General features: G+C 73.9%; 15 protein-coding genes. 9 read left to right on the forward strand and 6 right to left on the reverse strand.

Going from position 1 to position 21,439, the window contains the following annotated elements; genetic code table 11:
- The first annotated feature begins 61 nt into the window (after positions 1–61).
- The 3 genes from MMF93_RS03620 (at position 62) to mug (ending at position 3,016) form a co-directional block, all read left to right on the forward strand.
- Entirely contained in the window at positions 62–859 is a 798-nt protein-coding gene (locus MMF93_RS03620) for an SGNH/GDSL hydrolase family protein (protein WP_242749474.1), read from the forward strand.
- A 139-nt stretch (positions 860–998) separates the two neighbouring features.
- Complete coding sequence (gene purB / locus MMF93_RS03625; protein WP_242749475.1) at positions 999–2,438, forward strand: adenylosuccinate lyase; 1,440 nt, start codon at positions 999–1,001, stop codon at positions 2,436–2,438.
- A gap of 23 nt (positions 2,439–2,461) precedes the next feature.
- Complete coding sequence (gene mug, locus MMF93_RS03630) at positions 2,462–3,016, forward strand: G/U mismatch-specific DNA glycosylase (protein WP_423835572.1); 555 nt, start codon at positions 2,462–2,464, stop codon at positions 3,014–3,016.
- A gap of 19 nt (positions 3,017–3,035) precedes the next feature.
- On the opposite strand, the gene MMF93_RS03635 is transcribed toward mug, so the two are convergent.
- Both MMF93_RS03635 and MMF93_RS03640 read right to left on the reverse strand, forming a co-directional pair.
- Positions 3,036–4,628: an FAD-dependent monooxygenase gene (locus MMF93_RS03635; protein WP_242749477.1), complete on the reverse strand. Its 1,593-nt coding sequence runs from the start codon at positions 4,626–4,628 to the stop codon at positions 3,036–3,038.
- A 50-nt stretch (positions 4,629–4,678) separates the two neighbouring features.
- Positions 4,679–5,563, reverse strand: coding sequence for an NAD(P)-dependent oxidoreductase (locus MMF93_RS03640; protein WP_242749478.1), 885 nt, complete (start codon positions 5,561–5,563; stop codon positions 4,679–4,681).
- A 526-nt stretch (positions 5,564–6,089) separates the two neighbouring features.
- Between MMF93_RS03640 and MMF93_RS03645 the strand changes: the two genes are divergently transcribed.
- Genes MMF93_RS03645 through MMF93_RS03655 form a run of 3 tightly spaced genes read left to right on the forward strand, consistent with a single transcriptional unit; the run spans position 6,090 to position 12,150 of the window.
- Positions 6,090–7,658, forward strand: a complete 1,569-nt coding sequence (locus MMF93_RS03645) for a flavin monoamine oxidase family protein (RefSeq protein ID WP_242749479.1) — start codon at positions 6,090–6,092, stop codon at positions 7,656–7,658.
- Entirely contained in the window at positions 7,655–10,957 is a 3,303-nt protein-coding gene (locus MMF93_RS03650; RefSeq protein WP_242749480.1) for a ferritin-like protein, read from the forward strand. Before MMF93_RS03645 ends, MMF93_RS03650 begins: the two co-directional genes overlap by 4 nt.
- A complete protein-coding gene (locus MMF93_RS03655; RefSeq protein ID WP_242749481.1) occupies positions 10,954–12,150 on the forward strand; it encodes a cytochrome P450 in 1,197 nt (398 codons plus the stop codon). The genes MMF93_RS03650 and MMF93_RS03655 overlap by 4 nt, the downstream gene beginning before the upstream one ends.
- A 31-nt stretch (positions 12,151–12,181) precedes the next feature.
- Here the strand turns inward: MMF93_RS03655 and MMF93_RS03660 are convergent, their stop codons facing one another.
- Complete coding sequence (locus MMF93_RS03660; RefSeq protein WP_242749482.1) at positions 12,182–12,592, reverse strand: hypothetical protein; 411 nt, start codon at positions 12,590–12,592, stop codon at positions 12,182–12,184.
- Between the two features lie 153 nt (positions 12,593–12,745).
- Between MMF93_RS03660 and MMF93_RS03665 the strand changes: the two genes are divergently transcribed.
- A complete protein-coding gene (locus tag MMF93_RS03665; protein ID WP_242749484.1) occupies positions 12,746–13,918 on the forward strand; it encodes an ROK family protein in 1,173 nt (390 codons plus the stop codon).
- Positions 13,919–13,945: 27 nt separating this feature from the next.
- Here the strand turns inward: MMF93_RS03665 and MMF93_RS03670 are convergent, their stop codons facing one another.
- Positions 13,946–14,719 (reverse strand): GntR family transcriptional regulator, encoded by a 774-nt coding sequence (locus MMF93_RS03670; protein WP_242749486.1) that lies wholly within the window; start codon positions 14,717–14,719, stop codon positions 13,946–13,948.
- A 248-nt stretch (positions 14,720–14,967) separates the two neighbouring features.
- Here MMF93_RS03670 and MMF93_RS03675 point away from each other — a divergent pair, with 248 nt between their 5' ends.
- Complete coding sequence (locus MMF93_RS03675) at positions 14,968–15,738, forward strand: SDR family oxidoreductase (RefSeq protein WP_242749488.1); 771 nt, start codon at positions 14,968–14,970, stop codon at positions 15,736–15,738.
- Positions 15,739–16,138: 400 nt separating this feature from the next.
- Positions 16,139–17,035 carry an alpha/beta fold hydrolase gene (locus MMF93_RS03680; RefSeq protein ID WP_242749490.1) on the forward strand — a complete coding sequence of 299 codons (897 nt, stop codon included), beginning with the start codon at positions 16,139–16,141 and terminating at the stop codon, positions 17,033–17,035.
- A gap of 69 nt (positions 17,036–17,104) precedes the next feature.
- Here MMF93_RS03680 and MMF93_RS03685 read toward each other — a convergent pair whose 3' ends face one another.
- Complete coding sequence (locus tag MMF93_RS03685) at positions 17,105–18,013, reverse strand: YceI family protein (RefSeq protein ID WP_423835343.1); 909 nt, start codon at positions 18,011–18,013, stop codon at positions 17,105–17,107.
- Positions 18,014–18,228: 215 nt separating this feature from the next.
- Positions 18,229–21,294, reverse strand: a complete 3,066-nt coding sequence (locus tag MMF93_RS03690; protein ID WP_242749494.1) for a hypothetical protein — start codon at positions 21,292–21,294, stop codon at positions 18,229–18,231.
- Between the last annotated feature and the right edge of the window lie 145 nt (positions 21,295–21,439).

Below are 21,439 nucleotides of genomic sequence, written 5' to 3' on the forward strand. Positions count from 1 at the left end.
GGTGCCCGTTGCCCCGAGGGCGAGAGTCGTTGCTCGGGGCAACGGGTTACCATGGGCGACCGTGACCAGCACAGCTCCCTCCCCCGCGGCGTCCTCGCAACCCGCCTCTCCCCTCCGCTCGTTCGTGGCCCTGGGAGACTCGTTCACCGAGGGCATGTCCGACGCGCTGCCCGGCGGCGCCTACCGCGGCTGGGCCGACCTGCTGGCGGCCAGGCTGGCCGCCCTGGAGCCCGACTTCCGCTACGCCAACCTGGCCGTGCGCGGCAAACTCATCGGCCAGATCACCGAGGACCAGGTCGACCCCGCGGTGGCCATGGGCGCCGATCTGGTGACGCTGGTGGGCGGGCTCAACGACGTGCTGCGGCCGCGCTGCGACACGGCACGGGTGTGTGCGCTGCTGGAGGAGGCCGTCGGCAAGCTGGCCCCGTCCTGCTCCACCCTCGTCCTGATGCGCAGTCCCGGCCGCAGCGGTCCCGTGCTGGAGCGGTACCGGGGCCGTATGGAGGCCCTCTTCTCCTTCATCGACGAGCTGGCAGAGCGGCACGGCGCCGTGGTCGTCGACCTGTTCGGGTCCCGGACGCTGTCCGACCCCCGGCTGTGGGCCGACGACCGGCTGCACCTGAGCGCGGAGGGACACCGCCGCGTCGCCGAGGCCGTCTGGCAGCGGCTCGGGCTGCCTGCCGAAGCGGACTGGGACGCGCCGCTGCCGCCCTCCCGACCGCCGTCCTGGCCCACCCGCCGCCTGGCCGACCTGCGCTTCACCCGCGTCCATCTGCTGCCCTGGATAGGCCGTCGGCTGACCGGCCGCTCCTCCGGCGACGGGCGCGCACCCAAGCGCCCCGAGCTCGACGTCCTCTGAGCGCCCAGGCGCCCCGAAGGGGCGCGGGGACTGCGCGCGCGACCACAGCGCACCCGCAGACGGCAGCGCTCGGCAAGGGCACCTCTTCCCAGGCAGGCGCCCCGCCGGCCCAGCGCAGCGGCCCGTAGACTCGGGCGGCGTGAGTGACAAGCCGCGCATCCCGAACGTCCTGGCGTCCCGCTACGCCTCCCCCGAGCTGGTCCGCATCTGGTCCCCCGAGTCGAAGATCGTGCTGGAGCGGCGGCTGTGGCTCGCCGTGCTGAAGGCCCAGCGGGACCTGGGTGTCGCCGTGCCCGAGGAGGCCCTCGCCGACTACGAGCGGGTGCTGGAGACCGTGGACCTGGCCTCGATCGCGGAGCGCGAGAAGGTCACCCGGCACGACGTGAAGGCCCGCATCGAGGAGTTCAACGCGCTGGCCGGGCACGAGCACGTACACAAGGGCATGACCTCCCGTGACCTGACGGAGAACGTCGAGCAGCTCCAGATCCGCCTCTCCCTCCAGCTGGTGCGGGACCGCACGGTGGCGGCGCTGAGCCGGCTGGGCGCGCTCGCCGGTGAGCACGCGGCGCTCGTGATGGCGGGCCGCTCGCACAACGTCGCCGCGCAGGCCACGACGCTGGGCAAGCGGTTCGCGACGTCCGCCGACGAGCTGCTGGTCGCCTTCGAACGGCTGGAGGAGCTGCTGCGCCGCTACCCGCTGCGCGGCATCAAGGGCCCGGTCGGTACCGCGCAGGACATGCTGGACCTGATGGGCGGCGGAGACGAGGGCGCCGCGAAACTGGCCGACCTGGAGCGCAGGACCGCCGAGCACCTCGGCTTCGGGCGGGTCCTGACCTCCGTCGGCCAGGTGTACCCGCGTTCCCTGGACCACGAGGTGGTCAGCACCCTGGTGCAGCTGGGCGGTGCGCCCTCGTCGCTGGCCAAGACGATCCGGCTGATGGCGGGCCAGGAGCTGGTGACCGAGGGCTTCAAGGAGGGCCAGGTCGGCTCGTCGGCGATGCCGCACAAGATGAACACCCGTTCGTGTGAACGCGTGAACGGCCTGATGGTGATCCTGCGCGGCTACGCCTCCATGGCGGCCGAACTGGCGGGCGACCAGTGGAACGAGGGCGACGTCTCCTGCTCGGTGGTGCGGCGCGTGGCGCTGCCGGACGCGTTCTTCGCCTTCGACGGCATGGTGGAGACGTTCCTGACGGTGCTGGAGGAGTTCGGTGCCTTCCCCGCCGTGGTGGCCCGGGAGCTGGACCGCTACCTGCCGTTCCTGGCGACGACCAAGGTGCTGATGGGCGCCGTGCGCGCCGGGGTGGGCCGCGAGGTCGCACACGAGGCCATCAAGGAGCACGCGGTGGCCTCCGCGCTGGCGATGCGCGAGGGCGCCGAGCACAACGAACTGCTGGAGAGGCTGGCGGCCGACGCCCGCATCCCGCTGGACCGCGCCGCGCTGGACGCGCTGATGGCCGACCGGCTCTCCTTCACCGGCGCCGCGGCGGCGCAGACGGCCGAGGTCGTCGCGCGCGTCCAGGAGGTCGCCGCGCTGCACCCGGAGGCGGCCGCCTACCGGCCGGGGGCGATCCTCTGAGCCCGCGCCTCACCCGGGAGGAGCTGGAGGCCGCCCGCGACCGTCCCCCAGACTCCGTCCGGGAGGCGCCCCCAGTGCCCGACGTGGCGGCCGAAGGGCTGCGGGTGCTGTTCTGCGGCATCAACCCGGGGCTGCTCTCGGCGGCGACGGGCCACCACTTCGCCCGTCCCGGCAACCGTTTCTGGCCCGCGCTGCACGCCTCCGGCTTCACTCCGCGCCGACTGCAACCCGAGGAGGAGCACGAACTCCTCTCGTACGGCCTGGGCATCACCAACGTGGTGGCCAGGGCCTCGGCGCGCGCCGACGAGCTCTCCCGCGAGGAGTTCACCGAGGGCGGGCGGCTGCTGGAGGAGAAGGTGGCCCGGCTTCGGCCCCACTGGCTGGCCGTCCTCGGCGTGACCGCCTACCGTGCCGCCTTCGACGAGCGCAAGGCCGTGATGGGCCCGCAGGAGCGGCTGATCGGCGGGGTGCCTGTGTGGGTGCTGCCCAATCCCAGCGGCCTGAACGCGCACTACACGCCGCCGGCGCTGGCCGCGGAGTTCGGCAGACTGCGCCTGGTGGCCTCACCCGAGGAGTGACGCCCGGCCCGGGGGGAGGTCAGGTGGGCCGACGGGTGCTCCAGCGGTCCAGGTAGGCAGCCGGCGACCGGTGGTCGAGCTCCGGTACGCGCAGCGCGAGGTGCCCGTCGGGGCGGACGAGGAGCACGGTCCCCTCGGGGAGCGGGGCGTCAGGCTCCGCACGGAGGCTGACACCGCGGTGCCGCAGCGGCAGCGCGTAGGGGCGCGTCAGCTCACGCAGCCGCTCGGCGTGCATCGCGTGGTGCTCACCGCCGCCGATGTGCAGCAACGACCAGTGCTGGTAGGACAGCAGTCCATGGAGGCTGCCGCCCTGGCCGCCGGCGAGCGGAAAGTCGGGGAGCCGGTCGCCGGGCCGGAGGCCGGTGCGGGCTCCCCTGCGACCGGAGAGCCCGCTGTCGCGGTAGTGGCGGCCGAAGTCGCTCAGCAGCAACGCTCCCCGCCGCGCCGCGCGCCGGTTGCGCAGTGCGGTCGGCAGGAACAGGCGAAGCGCCGTGAGCATGGCGCGCCCTGGGGGAAGTTCGAGCACGTTGCGCCGCATGGCGCGCATGACGTCGAGCGCGGTGCGGCGCTGCTCGCTGGTGTAGGTGTCGAGGAGCGCTTCGGGACACCAGCCGTGGTGGACGGCGGCGAGTTTCCAGCCCAGGTTGTGGGCGCCCAGCAGCCCGGTGTTGAGGCCGCGCCCGCCGATGGGCGCCCACAGGTGCGCGCTGTCCCCGGCGAGCAGAGCGCGGCCACCGCGGAGCGTGGGCACGATGCGGTCGTGGAACCGGGCGCGGTTGGCCCACCGGGGTTCGGTGGGCTCCAGGCGCACGGTCTCCTCTCCGGTGGCGGCGGCGACCAGCCTCGTCATTTCGGCCACGTCGGGCGGGCCCTCGACGGCCGGGTCGGGGTCGGGACGGAAGGCGTAGAAGCGCGTGGCCCCACCGGGCACCGGGTCGGTGATCAACGTGATGCGGTGGTTGACGAAGATCCTGGTGCGGTGCGGGGTGCCCGGGTGGCTCCAGTCGGGACGGGCGTTGAGCTGGAGGCACTGGAGTCCTGTCCGCTGCCTGCCGTCGAAGGTGAGGCCCAGGCTACGGCGCACGAGGCTGTGCGAGCCCTCGCAGCCGATCACCCAACGGGCCTCCACCGTACGGATGTTTCCGCCGGGGCCGCGCAGGTCGATGCCCACGCTGTCTCGTCCCGGGCGCAGGGCCACGGCTTCGCTGGACCAGCGCACATCGGGCCCGAGGTCCCGCAGGCGGGCCCGGAGCAGCCGTTCGATGTCGTCCTGCTCGATGGACACGGGGCAGGGGAACGCCGTGTGCGGCATGCTCAGCTCCTGCACTCCGGCCGGGCTTCCGCACACGTGGAACTCGCCGCACTCCAGGGGAAGTCCACGGTGCAGGAAGGCTTCCGCGCAGCCGAGGTCGCGCAGCGCTTCGAGTCCGCGTTGCCACACGACACTGGCCCGCGCCTCGCGTTTGGTGTCGGACGCCTTGTCGACGATCAGGACGTCGAGGGCGTACTGGCGCAGCGCGATCGCCAGCGCGAGCCCGGTCGGCCCGGCACCGAGCACGACCGCGTCCCAGAGGGCATGCCGCTGGCCGGTGCTGCCCTGGCGGCGCGGCACGCGGTCGCCCTCCCCCTCTCGGCGAGGCGACGCGCCGCCCTCGGGGGTGTTCACGCCGCCCCGCGTTCGCGGAGGAACTCGATCAGGCGGGCGAAGCTGTCCTCGCCGTGTCCCTCCGCGATGGCACGGTCGGTGAGGCGCCCGACCAGTTCGGGCAGTCCGGAGGTGACACCGCGCAGTTCGTCGGCGTGCTTGAGGATGCCCAGAGTCCGCTGGTGGAGCCGGAGGGTGAAGTCCCCACCGGGGTAGCTGCCACTGTCCACCTGTCCGGCGTAGGTGCGCAGGAACGCGTGGACGGTCGGCAGCCACTGCCCGGCCACGTCGGTGAAAGCGGTGGCCGCGACGTTGCCTCCGGGGCCGTCGGCACCGATGAGCGCGGCCCCGTGGAGCCACCCGGTGAGGGCGCCCCACAGCATGCTCAGCAGCGCGGTGTCGTAGACGGAAGGGAGCGCGGGTTCGGTGCCCAGGTGAAGGGGTGTGCCGAGGGCGCCGAGCGGGTGGCGGACCGCGTCGAAGGTGGCGTGTGATCCGGCGTAGAGCTGGAGGGCTTCCGGCCTGCCGAGACCGGAGGTCGTGGTCATCAGCACTCCGTCCAGGTAGGCGCTGCCGTGCCGGCCGGCCCAGGCGGCCGTTTCCCGGGCGTCCATGGGCGAGCCGGAGGTGAGGTTGACCAGGGTGCGGCCGCCCGCTGCCTCGGCCGCCCGGTCCAGGACCGCGCGTACCGCGTCGTGTCCGGCGAGGCAGAGCACGGTCAACGGGCTCGCGGCGACCGCCTCGGCCGCTGTGCCGGCCTCGGTTGCCCCCCTGGCGGTCAGTGCCTCGGCACGGCCGGGCGTGCGGTTCCACACGGTCGTACGGTGCCCCTGGTCCAAGAACGCGTGCGCGAGCGTCGTGCCCATCGGCCCCAGGCCGAGGACCGTGACTGTGGCGCTCATGAATTCCCTCCCCAACTCCGGCTGCCCGGGCGGTGGCACGTGTGATCGGCCCGTCGCACGCGGTCGCGTTCACGGGTGCGGCCGTCTCGCGTGCGATCGCCTTTCGGCGAGCGGCCGCATTCCCGTATGCGGTCGCATTCTCATGTGCGCTCGCATTTCCGGGTGCGGCCACACATACCTGCGCCGACGCGTTCGCCGCCGGCCCTTTCGCTTCCTGCCCAGGAACGGATTGCCGGCAGCCTTCGACCACTCTTCGAAAACATATCGGAGAAAGCAGTGCCGTTTTCTCCTTCTCTGCGCACCACGCGCACTGCGCCCGGAGCAGCGCTCCTGGTGGACAGCCGGGCGCCGGTGCGGCTCCGGAGCATGAGGGGAGTGCGCCGACTGCGCCGGATCCAACGACTTCATCCGAACGTCTGGTTTGCGCTTGCACACCGCAAGAGCCCGGGAATAGCGCAGAAAGTCGGATCACTCCGCACCAAGCAGCCGCCCCGGTACCGGGGGCGGAATTCGGGAGCGACGAACAATGTGCGCATCAAGCGCGTCACCCAGTGAGCGCGCCCGCGGGCCGAGGAACACGGCAAGAACGCCGGGAAAGTCGGCTGCGGCCGACGGCGGCCCGCGCGTCCTCGTGCTGGGCGCCGGAATCGCCGGCCTCGTGGTGGCCTACGAGTTGGAGCGCCTCGGATTCCGGGTGGAGGTACTCGAAGGCGCTCCGTACGTCGGCGGGCGGATACGCACCCACCGCTTCGGCGCCGGGCCTGGTGCGCCTGCCGTGGAGCTCGGCGCCATGCGCATACCCGCCGACCACACGCACACGCTGACGTACGTACGGCTGCTCGGTCTGGAGGGAGAACTGCGCCCGTTCGCCACCCTGTTGTCCGAGGAGCGCGCGAAGCTGCGGACGGCCGGCGGATTCGTCCGCGTACGGGACGCCGCCCCGCACCTGTGCGCGGACTTCCGGGCGAAGGTGGGCCTTGACCGCCCGCGTCGCGCCGAAGACCGGCGAGCCGTGCTCTTCGGCGCCTGGCTGACGGCCGTGGTCGACGCCATCGCCCCCGCCGACCTGCGAGAGGAACTGAGCCGGGACATGGGGCGGCGTCTTGTGGACATGGTGGCGCGTACCGATCTCGAGCCGTTTCTGCGCGGCCCCGACGCCGACCGGCTGGACCTGCAGGGGGTGTTCGCCGCGCACCCCCGACTGCGCGCGGCGTGCGGTGTCCGGCTCAGCAGTTTCCTGGACGACGTACTGACCGAGACCAGCCCGCACCTGCTGCGTCTGCGCGGCGGGATGGACCGGCTGCCCCGGGCACTGGCACGCCGTCTGCGCGGGCCGGTGCGGTGCGGGCACCGGGCGGTGGCGCTCACCCTGGAGCGCGACGGGGTGCGGGTCCTGGTGCGCGCGGGGAGCAGGACCCGCACGCACAGGGCGGAACTCGCCGTGTGCACCCTCCCCTTTCCGGCGTTGCGCGGGATGCGGCTCGGTGGGCTCGACGAGGACAAGCTGGCGGTGCTCGACGAGGTGGTCTACTGCCCGGCCACCAAGGTCGCCTTCCACTGCCGCGAACCGTTCTGGCTGCACGACGGCGGTATCAGGGGAGGCGCGTCGTTCACCGGCGGGCGCATCCGGCAGACCTACTACCCGCCAGCGGAGGATGCCACCGATGACGGCGCCGCGCTGGTGGCGAGCTACACCATCGGCCCGGAGGCGGCCTGGCTCGGCCGCCTGCCCCAGCGCCGACGCCACAGGCTGGTGCTCGACGAGTTGAGCACGCTCCACCCCCAGTTGCGGCGGTCCGGCATGGTGCGGGCCGCGGTCAGCGTGGCCTGGGGCAGCGGTTCGTCCCTCGACGCCGGCTGCACCACGCGCTGGGGCATGGGCGCGCGGGAGGTCGAGGCCGAACGAGTCCGGGCCGCCCGGCCGGTGCACCGGCTGTTCTTCGCCGGTGAGCACTGCTCGACGGCTCCCGCGTGGATCGAGGGTGCCATCGAGTCGGCGCTGCGGGCGGTGGCCGGCGTGGCGCACTCCCCCGCCGTCCGGCGGCACGGCGCGCTGCCGGCGGGCAACGACGACACCGAAGGAGTCGCGCGATGAGCGTGTTCGACCTGCCCCGACTGCACTTCGCGGGCGTCGCGACGACCCGGCTGCCCACCGGGCCGCGCAGCGGACTGGTGGATCTGGCGACCCACCGGGTGCTGACGGACGAGGGTCCGTTCCCCGCGGAGAGGCCCGCCGACGAGTACCACGCCTTCCTGGACGAGCGCGGCCCCCGCTTCGACGAGGAAGGGCGCCCGGACCCGCACGGCGCCTTCAGCGCCGCCAAGGGCTGCGACTTCGAAGGCAACGGGCACTTCTCACTGGACGCGCGGGTGCTCTCGGTGGAGACCGCGCCGGGCGCGGGCGGCGGCCGCACCGAGGCGGACCCGTTGGTCGGCAGCAGTGTCGACGTCTGGGGGCACTACAACCCGTATCTGCGCACCACCGTCAACCGCGCGCGGATCTTCGACCTCGATCCCGCCTCCCGGTGGACGACGGCGCTGATGGCCGGACGGTTCGGTCTCGGGCGGCGCGGCCGCTCGCACGACGGCGCCTACGCGTTCACGGGCGGGGTGAAGGGCGTGCATCCGCCGCGCTGGGTGCACCTGGACCACATCGAGGAGGTCGGCGACCACCTTCTCGCGCCCGACCTTCGCTACAGCGCCGTCCACCAGTTCGCGATGGAGGCGGCGGAACTCGACTGGCTGCCCGGGGCCGCGGGCTCACCCGCCGCCGAGGCGCTGCGGGACGCCGTGCTGCACGGCGCCGACGGTGTCGTCGTCCAGTTCGCGCTGGACAACAGGGCCACACCGCGCAGCCCGAACACGCCTGCCAGGTGGCGGGTGCGGGGAACCGTCGCCCCCTGGCACAGCGAGGAACTGCGCACCTGTCCTGCGGGGCGGCTGCTGGTCCCTGTGGCCGGCTCTCCGCTCCGCCACATGACGGTTCGGGTGGCGCGGCACGGGGTGGGCCTGAACATGGTCTCCGCCGTGCGGTTCGCCTCCCGGCAGCAGCGGTGCGTGGACGGGGCACTGCACCGGCTCGGGCCGCCCCTCGGCGCGGGAGATCTCGAACTGCGCACCGCCGCCACGGACCGGCTGGTCGCCCGCGTCCCCCAGGCGGCGTACCTGGAAGGCGCCGAGGCGACCTCGGGCCTGGTCACCGTGGACGCCGAGCCCGGCTGGTGTGTGGCGGAGGAGGAGGGGCTGCGGCTGGTCGGAGCGGCGTCGTGCGGTGAGCGCCGCACATTGCTCAGGGAGCGGGAGACCACCATCGAGTCGGACCAGGCCCTGGTGGTGCTGCAGCATCGTTCCCCCGAAAGCGACCATGCCGTACGGGTGCCGCTGCGCAGTTTCGTCAGGGGCAGGCCCGCGCCGGTGGGCGCCGTGCGGGTGCGCCAGTACCACAACCCGCGCGCTCTGCCGGGCGACCCGGTCGCCGGTGGTCCTGCGGCCCGCGTCGGTGACGCCGAACCTCTCGGCCTGTGCCACGACGGGGCCGCTTACGCGTCCCAGTGCACGGTGCGCACCGATGAACGGGGCAACGGCGCGGTGACCCTGCGCGGGGAGCGGGCGGGCACCTGCCGCGTGCTGCTCACCGCCGAACCGCACACGGAGCCCCCCGTCGATCCCCGCGCGCCGGGTTCGGCCTGGACCGCGTACGACGACGGGGACGCGCTGGGCTTCTGGGCCGGGGCAGGGGCTCTGGCGGTACGCGTGCTTCCGGACGACCGGCACCTGGACGAGGTGCCGCGCGGTGAGGTCGACTTCGCCCTGGTGCAGCGGGAGGTGTTCGCGTACTACGAGCACACGTCGTCCTTCATGCGTGCGGAGGTCTTCAGCCTCGCGGACCGCTGCAAGGTCGAGACGTACGCCGCCCTCATCGCGCAGATGTGCGATCCGGTCAACGCGTCGAAGACGTACTACATGCCGCCCAGCCGCGACCTGTCCGCGGCCAAGGCCCGACTGCTGGTGGCCTACCTGCGCAATCTCCAGGCGCGGGACCGGCCGCCTGTGACCCTGCCGGCCCGTGCGGCGACCGAGTCGGCGATCACCACCCGGGGCGAGCTGTGGCACACCCTCAAGCAGGCCGCGACGCTGGAGTTGGCCGTGATGCTCCAGTACCTGTACGCCGCCTACTCGCTGCCCACCTACGGCGCGGGACTGACCCACGTACGGCGCGGTACCTGGACGCCGCGGCAGCTCGAACTCGTCTGCGGCCAGGGTGGGACGACGCTGGACGACGGGGTACGCGGCAGCCTGCTCGGCGTCGCCCGCGAGGAGATGATCCACTTCCTGCTCGTCAACAACATCATCATGGCAATGGGCGAACCTTTCCACCTTCCGGTGATCGACTTCGCCACTCTCAACGCCGAGCTGCCCGTTCCGCTCGACCTCGCTCTCGAACCGCTGAGCATCGGCAGCCTGCAGCGCTACATCGCCCTCGAACAGCCGGCCGCCTCGGTGCCCGTCCTGCACGGGTCCTCGGCGCCCACCGGCACGCCTGAACGCCGCCGCTTCACCTGGAGCACCATCAGCGAGCTCTACGCGGGCATCCGGGAAGGGCTGAGCCGGGTTCCCGGCCTGTTCCTCGTCGAGCGGGGGCGTGGCGGCGGAGAACACCACCTCTTCCTGCGCGAGACGATCGATACCACAAACCCCGACTACCAGTTGGAGGTGGACGACCTGCCCAGCGCGCTGTTCGCGATCGACGTGATCACTGAACAGGGCGAGGGAGGAGCGGCCGTCACCGCCCCCGCTCCGCCGGGCGGGCGGGCGGACACCGGCCCGGCGGCGCCTGCGAGGGAGGTCTCCCACTTCCACACCTTCACCCGGATCGGCGAACTGCTGGCCGAGGAGCGGGTGCCCGGCCCGCACGGACGACGGGTCCTGTGGAACCCCGCCTACCCGGTGCTGCGCAACCCGTCGCTGCACCCCGGCGAAGGCAACCGCACACAGGTGACGCACCCCACCGCGCGCACGGTGGCCCAGCTGTTCAACCGCTCGTACCACCTGGCGCTCCAGCTCATGGCACAGCACTTCGGTCAGCAGCCCGACGCCAGCCTGCGCAGGTCGCAGTTGATGAACGCCTCCATCGACGTGATGACGGGCATGATGCGCCCGCTCGCCGAGCTGCTGGTCACCATGGACTCAGGACACCGCGGCCGCACGGCAGGACCCACTTTCGAACTCGACGCCGTACCCGCCGGCACAGCGCGCCCGGACGTGGCACGCCGCGCCATCGGCCTGCGGTTCGCGCACCTGGCCGCCGCCGCACGCGCATGTCCCGCGGTCCCCGAGCAGGTCATCGGCATGATGCACTTCTACGCCGACCTCTTCCGGCACGAGGCGACATGACACCTCCCCTCCCGGGGTTCGACGTGCGGACCGTGCCCCTCGCCGACCCCTACCCGCACTACCGGCAGTACCGCGAACAGGACCCGGTCCACCAGGCCCCGGACGGCTCCTGGTACCTCTTCCGCCACCGCGACGTGACCCGGGTGCTGACCGACCGCCGCTACCTGCGCGGCCCGCGCCCGGCACGCGTGCCGGCCGGCCGGCCCCACCTGATGCGCACCACGGCACACTGGATGGTCTTCATGGACCCGCCACGCCACACCCGGGTGCGTGCCCTGGTCGCCGACGCCTTCACCCCCGCCGCGACAGCCGCGCTGCGCCCCCGCATCGCACAGTTGGCACACACCCTGGTGGCCGAGCTCGCCACCCGGCGGCAGGCCGACCTGGTGGCGGAACTGGCCGCCCCGCTGCCGCTGCTGGTCATCGGCGAACTGCTCGGCGTACCGCCCCAGGACCGAGGCTGGTTCCGGGAGCGCGCTCTGGGCCTCCAGCAGGCCACCAGGGCCCGCGCCGCCCATCGCGCCGACGCCTGGTCGGTGGCGGAGGCCGCAGCCCGCGACCTGGACGCCTACTTCCGTGCCGAACTCACCCGGCGCAGGCGCCGACCGCGCCCCGGCACGGACCTCATCGGCACGATGGTGGCGCGCGCGGCCTCCTCGGGCCTCGACGACGACGTCCTCGTCGGCACGTGCGTACACCTGCTGACAGCAGGGCACGAGACGACCACCAACCTGCTGTGCAAGGGCCTGCTCGCCCTGCTCGCCCACCCGGACCAGCTCGCCACGCTGCGCGCCCGCCCTGAGCTGATGCCCGCCGCCGTCACAGAACTGGTCCGCTACGACGCTCCGGTGCAGATGGTCACCCGGCACTGCCCGGACCGCGCCCGGCTGGCCGGCCGTACCCTCCCCCGGGGAAGCCGGCTCGTGCTCGTACTCGGCTCGGCCAACCGCGACCCCGCACGCTTCGACGCCCCCGACCGGCTGGACCTCTTCCGCGACGCCCGCCGCCACACCGGCTTCGGCCTGGGCATCCACTACTGCCTCGGAGCGCTGCTGGCCCGTGCCGAAGCGGAGATCGCCTTCGCCGAGCTGCTTCGTACGCTGCCCCGCCTGGCGCTGGCCGACGCCCCTGTCCACTACGCCGACGACCTCGTCTTCCACGGTCCTGAACGCCTGCTCGTCCGCCCTGACTGACCTTCCCCGCCACGCGCCGGGGCGGTGGAGGTCATCCGGGCTCGTGAGGTACCGGCCTGCCGTGCTCGGCGACGGCCGCGAGCAGTCGGTGCGGCGCCTCGGGACTTCGACGGGCCACGCCCACGCCGCACCAGCGCCCGCGCACCGTCCAGAAAGCCAGCTCGGCGACGTGCCAGCACAGGCCGCGCTCCGGTTCGGGCAGCTCGGCGCCGTCGGCCGCCGCCAGCAGGTGCGGCCCCAAGTCGAGGGTCCGGGCAGCTCCCCACCTCGCGGACAGCAGCGCGACCAGGGACTCGCGCTCGGCACGGATCTCCCGCTCGGCCTCCAGGGCCTCCACGGGGTCGCCTTCGGGATCGACGGCAGCCGTGCGCAAGGTGATCAGGTGGGCGCCGGGGACCACATGCAGACGCTCCACAGCTGCGAGATGGTGCGCGAGGTGCATGCGACCAGTCAACCTTCCGGTACCGACAGCCGGTTGGGCGGCTCTTCCGCTCGCGGGTACGCGGCCCCCGCGGGCGGGGTACCCGCGCCACTCGCCGTGATCGCCGGGAGCGGTTACGATCCGCCCCACGCGCACAGGCAGGGAGGCGGGAGCGTGAGCGGTCTGAGCGGACGGGATCCGTCCCTGCTGCGGCGGATCAATTCCACGGTCGTGCTGCGGGCGCTGCGCGGACCGGCGACGCCGACGGCGCTGACCCTCACCGAACTGGTGCACGCGAGCGGGCTGTCGCGCCCCACGGTCGAGGGCGTGGTGGAAGACCTCATCGCGGCGGGCCTGGTGGCCGAGGCCGAGGACGACCCGGAGCAGCCGCGCGGCACGGCGCGGCGCGGCCGCCCCGCGCGGCGGTTCCGCTTCCGGGCCGAGGCGGGCCACCTGCTGGGGCTGGAGATCGGCCCGCACCGGGTGGCCGCTGTGCTCTCGGACCTGACGGGCCGCATCCTGGGGTCCCTGACCCGGGAGATCGCCGAGACGGCACCGGCCGACGTGCGGCTGGAGAAGTGCCGGGCCACCCTCGCCGAGCTGCTGCGCCGCACCGGCACCGCGCGGGAGACGCTGCGCGCGGTCGGGGTCGGCACCCCGGGCATCGTGGAGGCCGACGGGACGGTGCACCTGGGCACGGCGCTGCCCGGCTGGACGGGTCTGGCACTCGGTGAGCGGCTGCGGCGCTCGTTCAGCTGCCCCGTGCTGGTGGAGAACGACGCGAACGCCGCGGCGCTGGCCGAGCACTGGAAGGGCGCCGCGCGCGGCGTGGACGACGTGGTGATGGTGCTCGCCGGGCTGAGCCCCGGCGCGGGGTCGCTGATCGGCGGACGGCTGCACCGCGGCTTCGGCGGCGCGGCCGGGGAGATCGGCGCGCTGCACCTGCTGGGCAGGGAGGCGACGCCGGAGCGGCTGCTGTCCACCACGGACGAGCCGCTGCACCCGCTCGACGAGGCGGCCGTGGCACGGGTGTTCGCGCAGGCCAAGGGGGGCGACGACCAGGCGCGGCGCGCCATGGACCGCTTCCTCGCCCGCCTGGTCCACGACGTGGCGGCGCTCGTGCTGGCACTCGATCCCGAGCTGCTGGTGGTGGGGGGCTGGGCCTCGGGCCTGGACGGCGTGCTGGACCCGCTGCGCGCCGAGTTGGCGCGCTACTGCCTGCGGCCGCCGCGCGTGGCCCTCTCGCACCTGGGAGAGACGGCCGTGGCGACGGGGGCGCTGCGGGTCGCCCTGGACCGCGCGGAGAACGAACTGTTCACGCTGGACGAGCCGGAAGAGGCCCACTAGCCGGAGCCGCCTGCGGGTGGGTCCGGGTCAGCTCGCCATCAGGGACATCGCGTCGCCGTCGCTGAACGACAGCCGGCAGGTGTCGGCCCGGTAGGTGGCGAGGGAGACCGCCGCCGTGCGGCCGTCGACGAGGTAGCGCGTGGTGACCACGAGCACCGGCGCGCCGGGCAGTCGGTCCAGACGGCGCGCGTCGTCGGCGCGCGCGGAACCGAGCTCGACGGTACGGTCCTGCCCGCCCAGCTCGCACTGGTGGAGTGCGCGCAGGACGGTGCGCGCGCGGGCCGTGGGGTGCGTCGTGCCGCCCGCGCCCTCGGCGCCTTCCGCGTCCGTGGGGACGGCGGGCACCGTGTCGGCGGGGACGTACAGGATCTCGGACGCCACCTGCTGGCCGCCGGTCATCCGGCTGCGCCGCACCGCGTGCACGGGCGCTTCGGTGTCCACGTCGAGGAGCTGCGCCACGGTCGAGGGGGCTGCCACGCAGGCGTGGTCATCGGTGTGCCAGGCGTCGCCCGGGGCGCCCGGCCAGGTGTGGGGGCCGCTCTCCGAGCCGACGTCCACGCCGACCCGAGGCGGCGCGACCGTCGTGCCGACGCCGCGGCGGCGCTGGAGGCGGCCCTCCAGTTCGAGCTGCTCCAGCGCCTGTCGGAGCGTCGCGCGGGCGACGCCGAAGCGGGCGGCCAGCTCGCGTTCGTTCGGCAGGATCTCGCCGACCGCGAACTCGGAGTCGAGCGCTTCGGACAGCACCGTCTTCAGGTGCCAGTACTTGGGCTCCGGCACCGTCTCCAGCTGCGTGGTCCCCACCCTTGCCTCCGCAATCCCCGTTCGCCCAGCGGGCGGTGTGGCGGTGTTTATGTGTCCTTGTTTTTTAAAGGCCCTTGCGTATGTCCCTGACGATAGGACGGCCCCCACCCTTGGTCAAGACCAATCGACGCGGTGCGGTGGCGGCGGTGCCCGCGCCGCCCGGCAGGGCCTTGCGGAGCCACCGGGACGCTGAAATGATCGATCATCGATCAGACGTCTCGTCTCGCCCCCCGCCCCCGGAGGAGCCCATGCCCCGCCCCGACCCACCCGCCTCCCAGCGCGTCACCGTCGTCACGGGCGGAAGCCGGGGCATCGGCGCCGCAACGGCGCTGCGGCTCGCCCGCGCGGGGCACCACGTGGGCATCGGCTACGTCCACGACGAGGAGGCGGCCGCCCGCACGGCGGAGGCGGTACGGGCGGCCGGCGGCGACGCGGTCACCGCGAGGGTGGACACCAGCGACGCCGAGGCGGTCGACGGCCTCTTCGACACGGTGCGCTCCGCGCTCGGACCGGTCACGGGGCTGGTCAACAACGCGGGGGTCTCCGGGCCGCTGGGCCGCTTCACCGAGACGGCGCCCGAGGTGATGCGCCGGGTCGTGGACGTCAACGTGACGGGTGCGCTGCTGTGCGCCCGCCGGGCGCTGCGCGAGATGTCGACCGCGCACGGCGGGCAGGGCGGCGCCATCGTGAACGTCTCCTCCTGCGCCGCCACACTCGGCTCTCCTGGCGAGTACGTGCACTACGCCGCCTCGAAGGCGGCGGTCGACGCGATGACGGTGGGCCTGGCCAAGGAGTTCACCGGCGAGGGCGTACGGGTCAACTGCGTGCAGCCGGGCTCCGTGCTGACCGGGATGCACGCCGCGATGGGGGATCCCGACCGGGCCTGGAAGAAAGCGGCGATCACACCGGCGGGACGCCCCGGCGAACCCGAGGAGATCGCCGACGCCGTCGCCTGGCTGCTGTCCCCCGAGGCGTCCTACACCTCGGGGGCCGTACTGCGGGTCGCGGGCGGCCTGTGACCCGCGGCGGCTCGCCGCGCCTGTCCCGGCCCGCGGTCGCCGCGCTCTCGCGGGCACCGTCACGCGCAGCCAGCCTCCCGCGCGGTGTTTACGGCGTTCTCGACGTTCTCGGCGTTCTCGACGTTCTCGGCGTTCTCGGCGTTCTCGGCGTTCTCGGCGTTCTCGGCGTTCCCGCGTCCCAGGCGTCCCCGGCGTCGGCTGCGCGCCCGAGCACGCGGTAGGCCAGGCCGGAGAGCGCGGGGCGGTGTCCGTGGCAGAACTCTGTCGTGTCCGCGCTCACCTGGTCCTCAGGCCACCTGCGGCGCGGCCGCTGTGCCGCGCGGGGCTTCCGTGCCGGGTTTCTTGCTGACATCGTGTCAACCTGCCGCAGCGCCCCGCGCCACAGGAACCAGGAGTGGTCATGCCCGCCGTCTTCACCCCCCAGACACCCGCCCGCGTCTCCGCCTCCACCCTCCAGGTCTCCCCGCCCGGTCTCCCCGCCTTCGAGGTCGCCTACGAGCGGCGCGGACAGGGCGAACCGATGCTCCTGCTGCACGGCATAGGCCACCACTGGCAGGCGTGGGAACCCGTGCTCACCGTCCTCGCGGGAAGCCACGACGTGATCGCGCTCGACCTGCCGGGGTTCGGCGCCTCGCCCGGACTGCCCGAAGGCCTCTCCTACGGGATCGCCGACATCGTGCCGCTGCTGGCCCTCACGTGTGCGGCGCTGGGCGTCGAACGCCCGCACGTGGTGGGCAACTCGCTGGGCGGGCTGCTGGCGCTGGAGCTGGGCCTGCACGGCCACGCGCGGTCGGTGACCGCGCTGTCCCCCGCCGGCTTCTACACCACGCCGGAGCGGCTGTACGCCTTCTCGGTGCTGCGCGGGATGCGCGCGGGGGCGCGGGCACTGCCGGACGCGCTGCTCGGTCCCGTGGCTCACTCCGCCGCGGGACGTGCCGCGCTCACCAGCACCATCTACGCCCGTCCCGGCCGGCGTTCACCCGACTCCGTGGTGGCCGAGACCCGCGCGCTGCGGCAGGGGAGCGGCTTCGCTCCGGTCCTCGCGGAGGGGCGGCGCCCCGGTTCGCGCTTCACTCACGACATCGCGGACATACCGGTGACGATCGGCTGGGGCGACCGCGACAGGCTGCTGCTGCGCCGCCAGGGCGTACGGGCCAAGCACACGATTCCGGGCGCCCGTCTGGTGCGGCTGCGCGGCTGCGGACACGTGCCGATGAACGACGACCCGGCGGCCGTCGCCCGCGTCGTGACGGACACGGCCCGGGCAGCCGGCCCCGGCCTGCCCGAGGGGCCGTGACCGGCGGCCGCACCCCGCGACCCGACCCGGCGGCGGGCCCGGTCGCGGGGTGCGGCGGTCACCGCCTCATCACTGCGGCGGTGTCGGGGTGTCGTGCGTGCGGTACATGGCCTGCACGTCCATCTCCAACTGGACCGTGGGGCCGACGATGGCGATTCCGCGGGCCAGCATGTTGCGCCAGTTGAGGGTGTAGTCCTCACGGTGGAGTTCGGCGGTGGCCCGGGCGGCGCACCGCAGTTCCTCGCCGTATCCGCCGTTGACCGCGCCCAGGTAGTTGGTGTCCAGGCTCACGGTGCGGCTGACGCCGTGCAGCGTGAGCGTGCCCTGCACCGTCCACTTGGAGCCCGAGCGGTGGATGAACCGGTTGCTCGCGAAGTGCAGGTAGGGGTGGCGCTCGACGTCCAGGAAGTCCGCTGAGCGCAGATGGTCGTCCCGGGACCTGTTGCCCGTGGCGATGCTCGCCGCCTCGATGCTGATCTCCAGATAGCTGTCCTCGACCTGTTCGGCGACGCGTATCCCGCCCTCGAAGCGGGTGAACCTGCCGTGCACGTTGGCCATGCCGACGTGCCGCGCGACGAAGCGGATCGCCGTGTGCGGCGGGTCGATGAGCCAGACTCCGGGCTGCGGCAGCTCGGGGGTCTGACCCGACAGCAGCTGGATGCTCTGCGGCGCGGGCCGGGTGCCCGCGATGACGTCGAGAGTGCGGTGGGCAGGCTGCAAGCCTTCCAGCGTGGCCATGACAGCGTACGTACCGTGTGGCAGTGCGGCCGTGACGAGGCCGTAGGGGTCGCTGGTCGTTCTGACCATGCGGCGACCCGTCTCGCTGGACGTCAGAGTGATCTCGGCATTCGGCAGCGGCTCACCGACCGGGTCGGTGATCTGCAGCACGGCGAACCCGGCGTCGGCCGGGAGCCCGGCCATCCACCCACCTCGGTCGGCCTGCTTCGGCCTTCTCCGTAGAAGGGTTCCGAGGCCCATACTGATCGTCCTTCTTTCTTGGCTGTGCTCGTGACGCTCGTTCATCGTGGGGGGTGGGGGCTCCTCGGGAGCCGCGGACGATCGTACGGATGTGCCTGCTGCTGCCATGCACCCGGTCGTTGAAACTTGTCCCAAACCCACGGAAGAAGCGGCGCCCACCGCCGCCAGGCGCCTGCCGCACGCCACGCCGCGCCCCCCGAGGGGCATCCCGGACGTCAGCTCAGCGCGTTCTCGATCCGCACCTCCAGCGCGCTCGCCTCACTCATGCGCTCGGTGACGGTGCCGTGCGGATCGGGCGTGCCCTCCGGGTAGGTGGCGCGTACCCGGGTGAGCCGGACGACGGCGGCCTCGTAGCGTCCCAGGTCGGCTTCGAGCCCGGCCGCCCGCAGCTCCGCGCCGGTCGCCTCGTGCAACCCCGCCTCGCCGCACGCCCGGAAGGCTTCCACGGCACGGTCGGCGTACGTGATGCCCTGCACGTAGCACGCCAGCGCCGCCTCCCCCTGCTCACCGGAGAGCACAAGCGGGAGCGGAACCGGCTCGATGAGCAACTCGGCGGTCTGCCGGAAGGTGTGCCCGACCTCGAGCCGCAGGCGGAGCCGCTGCTCCTCGTCGAGCTCCGCCTCCTGGCGGCGCAGCACCGCGGCGATCTCCTCCTGCGCCGCGTCCATGCGGCGCAGCGACTCCCCCACCTGCGCGCCCGACTCCCTCGCCAGCCAGGCGCGGGCGTGGAGCGTACGGATGACCGCGTGGTGGTCCCCCAACGCGCGCCACAGCTCCTCGGCACCCGCGTACAGCTCCTCCGCCTCCGCGAACCTGTGCCCGGCCCTGTGGGTGTCGGCGGCCAGGTGGGTGACGACGGCGCGCCCGTGCCGGTCCTGCCACGGCTGCGGCCCGAGAGCCGCCCGGCGCAGCAACCCGGCGGCCTCCCGCAGCTGTTCGGGCCTGCCGCTGGCGTGGCCGAGCCAGACGCACGCCTGGACGATGCCCGTCTCGTCGGCGGCTTCCAGCAGCCCGTCCAAGGCGCCGACCAGCACGGCAGCGGCCTCGTCCGTCTCCTCCAGAGCGAGCAGGCAGCCGCCGAGGCGGAGCATGGCGCGGGGCACGTCCCCCTCCCCCGCCACCCTGAACTCGTGCACCGCGTACCGCAGGGAAGCGGCCTCGTCGGTCAGGAGCCCCTGCGCGGCGTGCACGTCGGCGTGCAGCAGGTGGAGACGGGCGCGGTCGTGCGCGGTGCGGGCCGCGCGGCCCTCGGTGCGGTCCTCCTCCAGGGCGCCGGACAGCACCTCGTCGGCGCGCTTGTGGTCTCCCGTGTCCATGAGCAGGCGGGCGAGCGCGAGTTCGGGGCCGGTGGCGGCCCAGGGGCGCCCGTCCTCGTGGAAGAGCCCGGCCGCCGCCGTGAGCAGTTCCGCCGCCCTGGCGGGCGCGCCGCGCTGTGCGGCCAGACGGCCGCGGGTCTCGGTGGCCTCGGCGATACGGGCGCGCACCCCCGGCGCCGCGCGGTCGGGTTCCGCCAGGGCGATCAGGTCGGCCAGCTCGGCGTCGAGCGCGTCCGCCGCCGGGCCGAGTGCGTCGGGCGCGCCCCGGGCGGCGTCGAAGGGCGTGCCGTCCTCCTCGTCGCCGTCCGCCCACGGGCCCAGTTCGCGCGCCCGCATCCTGGCCCCCGTCAGCAGGACGGCGGTGGCGTGGCGGGTGCCGACGCTCCCTTCGGCGTGCAGCCGCCTGGCCTCCGAGCACAGCGCGCCGATGGGCTCAGGCGGTACGCGCGTGCCCTCCGGCGCGAAGGAGGCGGAGAAGACGGCGCGGGCCCGGCAGGCGAGGGCTTCGCCGGGCAGGCCCGCACCGGCGAACAGGCGCGCCGCCTCGGTGAAGCGGGCCGCTCCCGCCGCCGGGTCCCGGCGGGAGAGCAGCATGGCGAGGTGGTCGAGGACTTCGGCCTGCTCGCCCTGGCCGAGTTCCACGCCGCCGCGGGTGACGGCGTCGTCGGCCGCCACCCACGCCGTCGCCGCCGCGGGATGGCCGAGTGCGCTCAGCCTGCGTGCCTCGGCGAGCATCCCGTGCGGGTCGGGCGCGGCCGGCGCTGCCGGCGCCCCGGGCCGCGGCAGCGCGCCGGGGCCTACTCCGAGCGGGAGACGGCGCACGCACGGCCGCAGCGCGAGCCGGGCGCGGACGGCCGCACGGTGGTGTTCCGAGGCGGCGCGCGCATCGAAGCGCGCGGCGGCCTCCAGGGCCAGCGAGGCGGCTTCCTCCTCCAGCGCGGCGGCCGTGAGGGGGCGGCCCCCGGGACCTGGCACGGGCAGGTCCCCGCGGCCGAGTTCCACCAGCCGCCGCGTCAGCTGCGCGACGGAGGCCATCCAGGCGCCGTGCCCCGCCGGGTCGCCGTCCTGCCGCCGGTGCGCGCCTTGCTGCTCGGTGAGGATCTCCAGCCCGCGCGGCTCGTTCCCTGTACGGGCGCAGAACTCCAGGTGGGGGGCGAGGGCAGCGCCGCCGGCGGCGGGCGCGTCCCGCACCAGGAGATACCCGGCGACGTGCCGGGAGCGCGCCTCCTCGATCCTGCCGAGGCGCAGCAGCGGCGGCAGCGAGTCGGCCAGCAGCGTGGATCTGCGGCTCGTGCACGGGTAGTCGCCGCGCAGTACCGGTTCCCACAGCCGCAGCGCCGCCTCGTCGTCCGCCGCGCCCGCTCCCGCCCGTACGGCGTCGGCCCGCTGGGCGCGCGCGGCGTGGGCCTGTCCGCGCCAGGCGAGTTCGCAGCCCGCGCAGTCGGCGCTCTCGTCCCGTTCGGCCTCCAGCCAGGCGTCGTAGGCGCGGACGGCGCGGGGGCTGTCGCCGAGGTCCTGCGCCACCATGAACTCCCGCGCGTGCACGGCGCGCTGGGACAGGCCCGCGCGCGCGTGGCGGCGGGACATCACCGACAGCCACTCCTCGACGTCCGCCGCCGGGGCCGCGGGGTCGCCGAGCACGTCCTCGACGGCCCAGCGCAGCGACCACAGCAGTGCGAACCAGGCGTCCTCGTCGAAGGCGTCCGGGTGTGCGTCCTGCAGGTCCAGCGCGCGGGCCACCAGGGGGGCGCACACGCGCGCGCCGGTGCCCAACGCGCGGCTCGCGGCGAGATGCAGCAGCGCCTCCGCGAGCGCCGCGCGCCCCTCGCGCGTGTCAGGACCCGGCAGCTCCTCGGCCGCCGCGACCAGTTCCTCCGCCCGTGCGACGCGCTCGGGCCCGTGCGGGGCCAGGCCCTGCGCCCGCCTTTCCCCGCGCAGTTGTGCGGGCGTTCGGCTGGTGGTCATCGTGCCTCCCGTGCCGGGGAACGGCGTGCGTGTGGCGTGCGGTCTCAGTTGTCCGTGAAGCGGCATCCTAGGACGATCGGAACGGCCGGACGGTACGTACTCGGGACGGGCCCCTTCTGCCGAGTGTGACGGCGGGTGTTCACTG

The sequence above is a fragment of the Streptomyces tubbatahanensis genome (assembly GCF_022699385.1).
GTDB lineage: Bacteria > Actinomycetota > Actinomycetes > Streptomycetales > Streptomycetaceae > Streptomyces > Streptomyces diacarni.